Genomic DNA, 1,129 nt, shown 5'->3' with positions numbered 1-1,129 from the left:
CCAGCAACAGGGTGAAGGCGGCGCTTTCGGCTGCGGAGAGGTTGACTCGGCCCAGGTGCACCGCTGCCGGGTCGAGGGCGATGCCGGGCGCGTATGCGGCCAGGTCGTGCGCGTCGGGATGATAGCGGTAGAGGCCGCCGTCCAGGCCTTGCACGCGTCCGGCGGGCGCGTACAGGTGGAGGTGGACGCTGTAGAGCCCGCCCGCCGAGGGGTACAGGAAGCCGCTGCGCCCGGGGGTCAGCTCGCGGCGCAGGCTCTCCAGCAGGTGTCCCAGCTGGCCGGTGGTCACCGGCCGGCTGCTGAATCGGCGGGGGGTGAAGCGTCGCTCACGGCATGAGGTGGGGCAGGGGCGCGGTGCGGGCAAGGTCCGGTGGTCGGGTGGAGGTGGGTAGGCGGGCCGGCTGGAGCGGAAGTGCTCGCGCTCGTCGGGGTCGGTGAGGGTGGGCAGGGCGGTCCATGGTGACGGGGTGGTTGATGCGGCGGGGCGGGTGTCTGTGCGGGCGGTGCTGGCGTGCTGGAGCAGGGTGCGAAGGGTGGGGGCCTGGTAGAAGGCGGCGAGGTCGGGTCTGATGCCGGTGTGCCGTTCGACGACGTTGGCGATGCGGATGACGTCGATGCTGGTCAGTCCGGCGTCCAGGAGATCGTCGTCGAGGTCTGCGGGGGTGGGCAGCAAAGCGCGTAGCGCGTCCTGAAGGGGCCCGGCAGCTCTCATGCCGGCGGAGCCGTTGGCGGAGGGGATCGCCAGCCGGTCGGCGGTGGCGGCAGCGTGAGAAAGTTCCGCCCGGTCGATCTTGCCAGTGGGGGTGCGCGGCAGTGCTGTCCGGCGGGTGAAGGTGGCCGGGAGCATGTGGGAAGGCAGCCGCTGGGCGAGCTCGGCGCGCAGGTCCTGCAGGGGCCGGGTGGTGACGACGACGGCGTGCAGGCGCCGGTCGGTTCGCTCGCCGGTGGCGATCACGGCGGCCTGTTCGACGCCGTCCAGTTCTTCGAGGGCCGCCTCAACCTCGCGAAGCTCGACGCGGTAGCCGCGGATCTTGACCTGATCGTCGCGGCGGCCGAGGAACTCGATCGTGCCGTCGGGGTGCAGCCGCCCCCAGTCGCCGGTGCGGTACCAGGTCTGCCCGGTGCGGCC

Annotated in this window: 1 protein-coding gene; it reads right to left on the bottom strand. The window is 72.5% G+C overall.

Annotation, left to right across the window (positions count from 1 at the left end):
- The coding region (locus tag AB0J09_RS65440; RefSeq protein WP_360714651.1) for a phosphopantetheine-binding protein at window positions 1-1,129 on the bottom strand (1,129 nt) is incomplete at both ends.

The organism is Nonomuraea sp. NPDC049784 (assembly GCF_040659615.1).
Taxonomy (GTDB): Bacteria; Actinomycetota; Actinomycetes; order Streptosporangiales; family Streptosporangiaceae; genus Nonomuraea.
Note: the sequence above shows the minus strand (reverse complement) of the source record. Positions and strands in the feature narration are given on the sequence as shown.